The sequence below is a fragment of the Streptomyces sp. NPDC026062 genome, assembly GCF_055568375.1.
In genome coordinates this window covers 1-8,780 of the sequence record NZ_JBVHOQ010000090.1, presented here as the reverse complement: position 1 = coordinate 8,780, position 8,780 = coordinate 1, and the positions used below count along the sequence as shown (strand labels likewise).

Sequence of the window (8,780 nt, the reverse complement as noted above, 5' to 3'; positions counted from 1 at the left end):
CGACCCGCTACGACAAGACCGCCGAGTCCTACCAGGCAGCCGTCACCCTCGCCTCGCTGCTGATGTGGGCGTGACACTTTGACGACAACTCCTAGTCCCCGGGCCGGGCCCGGGCCCGGGCCCTGTCGGCTCAGGAGTCCTGGATGAGCAGCCTGCCCCCGGCGCCGTCCTCGGACACCAGGGCGAACAACCGCGGCGCCGCGCCGCGCCGAGGTGGAGGTGGAACGGTACCCAGTTCGAGTCCAGTTGCAGCAGCAGCCGCCAGGGGCCCCCGTCCGGCCACTCGTCGTCCTGGAAGAGCAGCGGTGTTCCGCCGATCCTGTCGTTGTCGATCGGCTCGACGTAGCGGTCCCGGTCGGCAGACGGCAATGCCTGGAGTTCGTCGTACGTCAGGGCAGCGGGCTCGTCGACGGAGCGGAGGCCGACGGTGAACTCCACCGCCGCCCCGTCGGCGTCGTACAGGCCGGGTCCGGACGCCAGCGGGCGTACCGGGCCTGCGTAGTCGCCCCCCGGCTGCACGATCACCGCGTTCTCGCCGCCGTCGGGGTCGATGATGTCGGGGTCGAAGAAGTCCTCACCGTGGTCGGCGTGGGTCACGAAGACGTAGGCCGTCTTCCCGTGGCCGGCCGCTCCGAGGACCGGGCTCAACTCGATCTGGCCGACGAACCGCATCGGCCGGTCCCATGCCTCGCTGATCGGCCACTGCGGGCCTGTCACCCATACGGGCTGCCCGCCGAACTTGGTGGTCGGCGTGGAAACCGGCCGGCCGGCCTTGGAGAAGCTCTCGATGCGCCATGTTCTCGCCATGCCCGGCATCATGCCAAGCCATGGTTCAGGGGCTCAGGGAGCCGCTTCGGGCATGACCTCGTCCTCCTCGGTTCCATCGCCCGGGAGATGGCCGCACTCGCGCCGAAGGACGCCGAGGTGCCGGTGGGCCTCGAAACGGGTGGCATCCCGGTGGTCACCACGCCGGCCCGGCTGCCGTGAACTGACCACGCCGAGTTGTGAACTCGCGTCATCCAGCGCACATATGGCGGTGGTGGTAGCAGTCGCGGTCGTGGCCGCAGTTCTGGCAAGCTCGGGCCGCATGGAGTGCGCCTTCTGCCGAATCGTCCGGAACGACGACGCCCGGTGGGTGACGCGTGACCCCGTGGCCAGTGCGTTCGCGCCGCTGGATCCCCTCGCGCCCGGTCACACCCTGGTGATTCCCACATCCCACTGGGCGGATGTCTTCGACACTCCCCCGGAGGTCCTGGCGCACACGATGGCTCTGGTCCAGCGCGTCGCCGGAGCGATGCGGACCGCGCTGGGGGCCGGTGGCGTGAACATACTGAGCGCCAGCGGGCCCGGATCGGAGCAGTCGGTACCCCATCTGCACTTCCATGTGGTTCCGCGCTGGCCGGACGACGCGTTCACCACCTGGCCCGCCCAGCGGTCCCGCCACCGGATCGCCGGCGACCCTGTCACGCGGCTCGCCGATGCCATGGCCGCCGCCCGCGCGACGTGACCGCACGGGAGACAGAGGCCGATGGCGCCGCGCCCCGCCGCGCACCGACGGGTCAGCCGTACAGAACCAGCTGTCGGAAGGCCGCAAGCGCGCCGTCGACGGGGTGGGGCTGCGGCCGGCCCACGGAGTCGAGCCTGTTCCACCGCCGCGTGTTCACCACGACCGCCGGCTGCCGCCGGCCTGACAGGATCGTCTCCCATGACTGCCGACGCATGGAGCACTCACGCCCTCGGCCTCGGGCCCGAAACGGTGACCAAGCGGTTCCGCCCCGGCCACCACGAGCAGAGCGAGCGCGAATGGCGGGCGCTCACGCTGCTCGACGCCCATGCGCCCGGACTTGCCCCCGCACCCCGGCACGCGGATCTCGCGGCCGACGAGCCGACCGTGGTGATGTCCCGGCTGCCGGGCGGGCCGCTCCGGGGGCAACGGCTCGGCGAACGGCAGCTCGACGCCCTGGCGTCGACGGTGAGCGAGGTGTACGGGGCGATGCCCGCGCACGTACTGAACGAGGTGCCCGCCAGGCCGGGGCACCGGCGGTACCTGGCAGGCCGGATCCTGGCCTGGGCACCGCGGACCCGGCCCCGGGTGGGCGCCGAGGTGGGGCGGGCCATGGACGCCGGGCTGGAATGGCTGGCGGGCACGGGACTTGAGAACGCCGGACCGCCGGACGTCCGTCCGGTGTTCGGCCCCGGTGACGGCAATCTCGCCAACTACCTCTGGGACGGTTCCCGGGTGCGGATCGTCGACTTCGAGGAGTCCGGCCGCAGCGACCGCCCGCTCGAACTGGCGGAGATCACCGAGCACGTGGCCGCCTGGGTCGATGAGCCTCTGGACGCCGAGGCGTTCCTCGGCCGGTTCGACCTGGACGCCGCCGAGCGGTCCCTTCTGCTCGGAACCCGTCGGCTGCTGGCCCTCGTGTGGCTGTTCCTGCTCTCCTTCGACGACCCCCGCCACCCGCGCAACCCGCCGGGGACGGCCGACCGGCAGGCCGTCCGGCTGTCCCGGCTACTGGCCTGAGGCGGCGCCGCGCGAAAGCCCCCGCCCGGACCGGTTCACGCCAGAAACGCCGCCACGGCCCCCGCGAACCGGCCGGCGTCATCGACCCACGGATAGTGGCCCGCCCTCTCCTGCACGACGAGCGCCGCGTCCGGGAACAGCGCGGCGAAGGCGGCTACCGAGCGGGGCGGACTGTTCAGGTCGAACTCCCCTGCCAGCAGCAGGACGGGCGCCCCGCATACGGCCAACGCCGCACGGGTGCCCGCCGGATCGAAGGCACCCTCGGCTCCGAAGAGGGCGACGGCCTCCGGGTTCTCCGGCCGGCTCACCACGTGATGATCGCGTGCCGCCCTGTCCCACCGGGCCGTAGAAGAACGGGGCGAGGGCCGGCCAGTCCGTGTCCGTCGAGTCCGTCGAGTCCGTCGAGTCCGTCGAGTCCGTCGAGAACGCAGAAGACGCACGGAGGGACACGGAGGCACCGCCCCTCGCCGCGCTCACCGAGGAACAGGCCGAACGGATGCTCGCCGGGATGAACGACGTCATCCGGGCCGGCGAGGAGATGCGGAGACTCCGCGCCGAGATGATCAAGGTGTTCATCGGCTTCGGCTGGACCCAGGACCGCATCGCCCGGCTCACCGAGATGAGCCAGCCGGCCGTGTCCAAGCAGGTCGCCAAGTACCGGGAAACCGATCCCGCGCCCCCGATGGACCTCTCCCTCGGCCAGCACGACGTGCCATGGCTCGAAGGGCGCCTGTGGGGTCTGGCCGAGGACCTGTCGGAGACGTACGGCGACACGGCGCGCTGTGCCCGCCACGTCGGCGCTCTGGCCCGGGGGAAGGAGCGCTTCACTCCCGAGAACGTCGATGAACTGCGCCGGCTCGTCGAGGAGGACCTTCGGCTGCATGCCCCGGAACTGCCCGAGGGCCACCGGAGGGCGTACGACGAGATCAGCCGAGGTCTCGACGTACGGTCCGCGACAGCCGCCGTCCCGGCCGGCTCGGCCTCCGTGCGCCGTACCCTGGCCCACCGGATCCAGCGGGACCGGCTGCGGGACGGCGCCTGATCCCCGTCGCGCGCACCCCGGCCCGGACCCCCTGCCCGGATCCCCTGCCCGGCCCGGATCACCTCCGCCGGGCCCGGGGCCGCCCCCCGCCCGTCTCAGGCGCTGCGGGCGCGGACGGCGAGGCCCGCCACCAGGACGCTGGGCACGAGCAGCAGGCCGAAGGCGGCGGCGTACCCCGGCAGGTCGGCGGAGCCGAAGCCCAGGAAGAGGTTGAACACGGCGGAGGCCACCCCCATCACCGCCACCTGGCCCAGGTTCTGACTGGTCTGCATGGCGCTGCTGGCGTACCCCTGCCGGCCCGACGGGCTGTGCGTGAGCGAGAGCAGGGTGAGCGAAGGGGCGACCGTGCCCATGCCCACGGCCGCGAGGACCATCGCCCCGGCGGCGGTCAGGGCGGGCAGCGCGGGCAGCGTCCCCACCGCGGCGACCGCCACCGCCGCCCCCATCACCAGGGCGCCCGCCGTGACCAGCCCGTGGCGGGAGACCCGCCCCTGGAGTCGGCCCTGCAGCCAGGAGGAGCCCGCCCAGGCAATGGCGGCCCCCGTGAACGCCAGTCCGGTCTGAACGGGCGGCACCCGCCGGGCGGTGGTCAGCAACAGGGGAACGAAGGCCTCCAGCGTGAAGTACGTCCCCGACGTCAGACCGCGCAGCAGCACGGCGGCGGGCAGTCCGCGCGCGGCACGCCAGGTGCCCGGCGGCAGCAGCCTCGGCACGAACACCACCAGCAGGGCGAGCCCCGCCACCCCGCACAGCAGATGGCGCAGGTCCCAGCCCGAGACGGCGTACTGCCCCAGCGCCGCGCCCACGCTCACCGCCGCCGCGACCGCCGGCGCGGGCCGGGGCGCCTTCGCCGCCGACGGACCCGACTGCCCGGAGGGACCCGCCTGCCCGGACGTACCTGACGGACCGGACTGCCCCGCCTGCCCGGACGTACCCGGCTGCCCGTCCGGACCGTCCGGACCGTCCGGACCGTCCGGACCGTCCGGACCGGGTTCCGGCGGATTCGGGGATGCCTGCCAGGAAGGGCTGCGCAGCATGACGACCACGACCAGCGACGGGATCACGGTCAGGGCGGCCAGGCCGAGGAACACGACGCGCCACGACCACCAGGCGGCCACGAGGCCCGCCAGCGGCGGGCCGGTCAGTGACGGGATGATCCAGCAGGTGCTCATCAACGCCAGGGCCTTCGGCCGCAGTCGGTCCGGATAGGCGTGCGCGATGGCCGTGTTGATGGCCACCGCGATCATCCCGGCCGCCACCCCGTCCAGGAAACGGCCGACCGCCAGTTGCCAGATGGAGGTGCTGGTGGCCGACACGACCAGGGTGACCACGGCGAGCACCATGCCCGCCGCCAGCGGGCGTCCCGCCCCGGCACGGTCCGCCCAGTCGCCGCCCAGCACTCCGCCGAACAGGCTCGCGGCCACGAAGCACCCGGCGACCAGCGGGTAGAGCGGCACTCCGTCCAGATCGCGGGCGGCCACGGGCAGCATGGGTACGACGGCGAGTGCGGCGAACCCGGTCAGGAACATCACCGCGGCGAAGCAGATCGTCGCGGCGGCGTACGTGCGCGAGAACAGCCGCTCCCCGACGTCCGCCGACCGCGCCGCCGACGCCAGGCCGGTCACCGCCGGCCCCCCGGAGCCGATCCGTCATCTCCGTTGCCGCAGCGTGCACATGGGGCTTGAGCGACACCGGAGACACCCCGGCGGGCATGGCCGCGCACTCTCGGATCATGGGTCACGGGCGTCGAGGCTAGGCGGGCGGCTGAAGCACCCGCCACTGGATTTCCCCGCGGACAGCCTCGGCGACCGTACGCTCGGACGCATGGATGAGCTCGTCACCGCCGTCCTCGTCCCGGGTCCGACGGCCGTACGGAACGGCTCCGGACATCCCCGCCGCGGGGCGCGCGCACGCGGCAGGGCCCATGGGGGCCGCGTACGTGCCGGGCGAAGGCTCTAGGATCCGGCCCATGGCTACCGACCCCGGCTACACCTGCTCCCGCTGCGGCGAACACCACACGGAACTCCCGATGGGGTACTCGACCATGGCGCCCGACGTCTGGGACGCGAGCCTGGAGAACGACCCCGACAGCATGCTCTCGACGGACCAGTGCATCGTCAGACACGAGCACTACTTCATCAAGGGTCTGATCGAGATACCCGTGACCGGCAGCCGGGAGCCGTTCTCCTGGGGTGTCTGGGTGTCCTTGAGCCGGGAGAACTTCGGCCGCGCCCTCGACGTGTGGGAGACCCCGGGCCGGGAGTCCGAGAAGCCGTACTTCGGCTGGCTCACCACCGAGTTGGGGCTGTACTCCCCCCGTACGACCAACCTCAAGACCAACGCCCACACCCGCCCGATCGGCCGACGCCCGCTCATCGAACTGGAGCCCACCGACCACCCGCTGGCCGTGGAGCAGCGCAACGGCATCACGCTCGACCGGGTCCGGGAGATCGCCGAGGCGGTACAGCACGCGGACGAGGGCCGGTAGCGCCCCGAGGAGGCCGGCAGGACCCCGGCAGGGGCCGGCAGGACCGCACGCCGACGGCCGAGAGAACCGCAGAAACTACAGTGGGCCGATGACGATCAACGAGGCAGGAACGGCCACGCCCGCCGGTATCGACGGGGTGCGGAACTTCCGGGACGCCGGAGGAGTCGGACACCTGCCGCCCGGGGTCCTCTACCGGTCCGGCTCGCTGCACACCATGTCGGCGGAGGGCGCGCACGGGCTGGCGGAGCTGGGGGTGCGTACGGTCGTCGACCTGCGCAGCCGGCCGGAGGTCACCGACCGGCCGGATGCTCTGCACAGCACGGGGATCGGGCACCTGCACGTTCCGGTGTTCAGGGAACAGCGGTGGCCGCAGGAGCAGATGGAGCTCTACCCGTCGATGGCCGAGCACGCCGGCCGCGCCGTGCTGGCGGTGCTACGGCGGCTGCCCGCCGAGCACGAAGGTGCCGTACTGGTCCACTGCGCGTCCGGAAAGGACCGGACCGGTGTCGTGGTCGCCCTCGTGCAGACGCTGTTCGGGGCGTCCGAGACGGAGGTGGTGGCGGACTTCGTACGTTCCAACGCCGAGCTGGGCCTGTCCGTCGCGCCGTCACCGGCCCCGCGGGGACACAACACCCTGCCGGTCACGGCCGCCCACATCCGCCGCGCGCTCCTGTGGATCCGCAGTCACCACGGTTCCGTACCCGCCTGTCTCCGGGAGCAGGGCGCCACGCGGGGAGACCTCTCCCGGCTTCCCGACGAGGCGTGAGCCGCCCACGCCGCCCACGCCGCCCCGCCCCTCACACCCTCACGGCCCCGCGGGTCCGGCTCGTCAGAGAGCCGCGCTCCCGTCCTCCAGCCCGGACCGCAGTTGGACGAATCCCTGCTCGGCGGCCTCGACCGCGTCCCCGTACACCTGGTCCGCGCTCCGGCCCTCGCTGATCCGCCGCCAGTTCTCCAGGGACAGGATGCGCAGAACCGCGATGATCTGGCCCGCGGCCAGCCGTTCCTTCACCCCGTCGCCCAGGGCGCGGGCGAGAGCCGCCTCCGAGCGGCCCTGGTAGGCGTGGAGCCGGGCCACCAGGGACGGTGTCCCGTACAGCATCCGGTGGAACTCCAGCACCTGCGGCACGTCGCAGAGGCCCGTGACCGGGTCGCGGCGCTCCAGACCGTCCAGGTAGTGGCGCCGCAGCGCGTCCAGCGGGGACGCGTCGTCCGCCCGGCCGGCGACCACCCGCGCGGACTCGTCCTCGTGGTCCGCGAAACGGTGGAGAGCCAAGTCCTCCTTGGTGGGGAAGTAGCGGAACAGCGTCGGCTTGGAGATGTCCGCGGCAGCCGCGATCTCCGCCACCGAGACCTTGTCGAAGCCCCGCTCCAGGAACAAGGTGATCGCGGCGTCGGAGACCGCCTCGAACGTCAGCCGCTTCTTGCGCTCCCGCAGACTCATCGGCGTACGGGTCGGCGTACGGGGGGAAGCCTGCGAGGCCGCGCCGCCGCCCGGACCCGCGTCCGCCCCGTCCGCCGCATCCGTGGTGTGCGCCGCATGCGTCGCGTCGGCTGCCTTACGGGGGCCGGGGTTCTCTCCGCTCATGACCATGAAGCGTACGCCCCGGACCTCAAGCGGACTTGACGTCGGATGCCGCCCGACCCGAACCGGAAGGCTCCGCTCCGCCCTCCTGCGCGCGGGTGCGGATCAGCACGTCGACCCCGTCCAGCACCCGTTCCAGACCGAACCGGAATTCATGGTCGGGCTCCTCCGGCGTCCGTATCCCTCCGGCCGCCATCAACCGGGAGAGCGCGGGATGACGCACGGGGTCCACCAGCCGGTTCAGCGTGCGGGCGTGGCCCTCCACGACCTCCTCCACCGGGACGCCGCGGGACTCGACGGCGGCGCCGAGATCACTCCTCAGCAGCGCCTCGTTCCGCACGAAACCGGCGACCAGACGAAGGACGCGCACCTCCTCGTCCGCCGCCAGACCGGCACCTTCGAGCGCCTGGAGGCCCTGTTCCCACCAGGCGACCGAGTTCGGGCTGGCGGGCGGTCCCACGATGGGGACGCGGAGCATCCACAGGTTGGCGTGGAAGACCCGGCGCTGCGCCCAGGCCCAGCACGACAGCGCCTCCCGCCAGCCGGCCCTCTCCTCCCGGACGGGCAGCGGGGGCGGCGGGCCCATGGCCGCCTCCTGCATGAGCACGTACAGCTCGTCCTTGGCGGCGACGTACCGGTAGAGGGACATCGTCGAGGCGCCGAGGTCCTTGGCGACCCGGCCCATCGACACCGCGCCGAGCCCTTCGTACGCCGCCACCGCCACCGCGGCGTCCACGATGCGCTCAAGGCTCAGGCCGGGACGGGGCCCCTTGACCGGGCGCGCCCGCAGTCCCCAGGCGGCCTCGATACTGGCCGGCAGGCCGGTACCGCCGGGTGGACCTTTCTCCTGCTTCACCTGAACCTGCCTTCCCTCGGCGCCCATTGTAGGTATGCGCATTCATGGCGCATTAACGCGCGCTACGCACACAGAAGGGGCATTCCACGCCGTCAACCGCCGCCGACGGGGCTCCACGGTGCCGTTCAGGGACCCGCACCCGCCCACCGGTGCGGCCTCCGACCTCGGCCCCTGGCGCAAGCCGACCGGCTGAAGCTCCTATTGCTGTCAAGCGGTCTGGAGCCAGTCGCGGTAGGCAAGGGCGAGGTCGTCGTCTCTGCTGAGTCCTCTTTCGAGCCTGGAGAT

The 8,780-nt window shown here is 72.6% G+C and carries 10 protein-coding genes; 5 read left to right on the top strand and 5 right to left on the bottom strand.

Annotated features, from left to right (window positions below):
• Nucleotides 1-42 precede the first annotated feature (42 nt).
• The gene (locus ACZ4LX_RS37435; protein ID WP_467651760.1) at nt 43-807 is read right to left on the bottom strand and encodes a YwqG family protein; all 765 of its coding nucleotides are present in this window, start codon (nt 805-807) and stop codon (nt 43-45) included.
• A 223-nt stretch (nt 808-1,030) separates the two neighbouring features.
• Between ACZ4LX_RS37435 and ACZ4LX_RS37430 the strand changes: the two genes are divergently transcribed.
• Together ACZ4LX_RS37430 and ACZ4LX_RS37425 are read left to right on the top strand one after the other, a co-directional pair.
• The gene (locus ACZ4LX_RS37430) at nt 1,031-1,507 is read left to right on the top strand and encodes an HIT family protein (RefSeq protein ID WP_467651758.1); all 477 of its coding nucleotides are present in this window, start codon (nt 1,031-1,033) and stop codon (nt 1,505-1,507) included.
• 198 nt (nt 1,508-1,705) lie between these two features.
• Nucleotides 1,706-2,524 carry a phosphotransferase family protein gene (locus ACZ4LX_RS37425; protein ID WP_467651756.1) on the top strand — a complete coding sequence of 273 codons (819 nt, stop codon included), beginning with the start codon at nt 1,706-1,708 and terminating at the stop codon, nt 2,522-2,524.
• A gap of 35 nt (nt 2,525-2,559) precedes the next feature.
• On the opposite strand, the gene ACZ4LX_RS37420 is transcribed toward ACZ4LX_RS37425, so the two are convergent.
• Nucleotides 2,560-2,832, bottom strand: coding sequence for an alpha/beta fold hydrolase (locus tag ACZ4LX_RS37420; RefSeq protein WP_467651754.1), 273 nt, complete (start codon nt 2,830-2,832; stop codon nt 2,560-2,562).
• Nucleotides 2,833-2,900: 68 nt separating this feature from the next.
• Here ACZ4LX_RS37420 and ACZ4LX_RS37415 point away from each other — a divergent pair, with 68 nt between their 5' ends.
• Nucleotides 2,901-3,566 (top strand): sigma-70 family RNA polymerase sigma factor, encoded by a 666-nt coding sequence (locus tag ACZ4LX_RS37415; protein WP_467651752.1) that lies wholly within the window; start codon nt 2,901-2,903, stop codon nt 3,564-3,566.
• A gap of 95 nt (nt 3,567-3,661) precedes the next feature.
• Here the strand turns inward: ACZ4LX_RS37415 and ACZ4LX_RS37410 are convergent, their stop codons facing one another.
• Nucleotides 3,662-5,095 carry an MFS transporter gene (locus tag ACZ4LX_RS37410; RefSeq protein WP_467651768.1) on the bottom strand — a complete coding sequence of 478 codons (1,434 nt, stop codon included), beginning with the start codon at nt 5,093-5,095 and terminating at the stop codon, nt 3,662-3,664.
• 500 nt (nt 5,096-5,595) lie between these two features.
• Between ACZ4LX_RS37410 and ACZ4LX_RS37405 the strand changes: the two genes are divergently transcribed.
• A complete protein-coding gene (locus ACZ4LX_RS37405; RefSeq protein ID WP_467651766.1) occupies nt 5,596-6,054 on the top strand; it encodes a DUF2199 domain-containing protein in 459 nt (152 codons plus the stop codon).
• A gap of 88 nt (nt 6,055-6,142) precedes the next feature.
• Nucleotides 6,143-6,820 (top strand): tyrosine-protein phosphatase, encoded by a 678-nt coding sequence (locus ACZ4LX_RS37400; RefSeq protein WP_467651750.1) that lies wholly within the window; start codon nt 6,143-6,145, stop codon nt 6,818-6,820.
• A gap of 63 nt (nt 6,821-6,883) precedes the next feature.
• Here ACZ4LX_RS37400 and ACZ4LX_RS37395 read toward each other — a convergent pair whose 3' ends face one another.
• Both ACZ4LX_RS37395 and ACZ4LX_RS37390 read right to left on the bottom strand, forming a co-directional pair.
• Complete coding sequence (locus tag ACZ4LX_RS37395) at nt 6,884-7,498, bottom strand: TetR family transcriptional regulator (protein ID WP_467651764.1); 615 nt, start codon at nt 7,496-7,498, stop codon at nt 6,884-6,886.
• A gap of 169 nt (nt 7,499-7,667) precedes the next feature.
• Entirely contained in the window at nt 7,668-8,522 is an 855-nt protein-coding gene (locus tag ACZ4LX_RS37390) for a TetR/AcrR family transcriptional regulator (protein ID WP_467651762.1), read from the bottom strand.
• Nucleotides 8,523-8,780 lie beyond the last annotated feature (258 nt).